The organism is Dietzia massiliensis (assembly GCF_018390595.1).
Classification (GTDB): Bacteria; Actinomycetota; Actinomycetes; order Mycobacteriales; family Mycobacteriaceae; genus Dietzia; species Dietzia massiliensis.
Window position 1 is genome coordinate 1 of sequence record NZ_JAHBAV010000338.1, and the last position, 289, is coordinate 289.

Below are 289 nucleotides of genomic sequence, written 5' to 3' on the forward strand. Positions count from 1 at the left end.
GTCCTATACCAACAATACCGGCAAATGAAACGTCCGTGCAAAAAATGACTGATAAAACGATGAAAGATATTGAAATTCCCCACAGCTGATTTTTTCCCGGAAACGAAAAAAGAAGCTTCCGGTACAACCGGAAGCCTCCCATATGAACCCGCCGCTCAGAGCTTGACGACGTTTGCAGCCTGTGGTCCGCGGTTGCCATCGACAACTTCGAACTCAACTTGCTGGCCTTCGTCAAGCGTCTTGAAGCCTTCGCCCTGGATGGCGGAGAAGTGTACGAATACGTTTTTTT

1 protein-coding gene is annotated in these 289 nt (G+C 48.4%); it reads right to left on the reverse strand.

The genetic code is table 11. From position 1 onward, the window contains the following. Positions 1–155 precede the first annotated feature (155 nt). A partial coding sequence (locus KHA85_RS20720) for a cold shock domain-containing protein (protein ID WP_213186751.1) occupies positions 156–289 on the reverse strand: 134 nt, incomplete at its 5' end.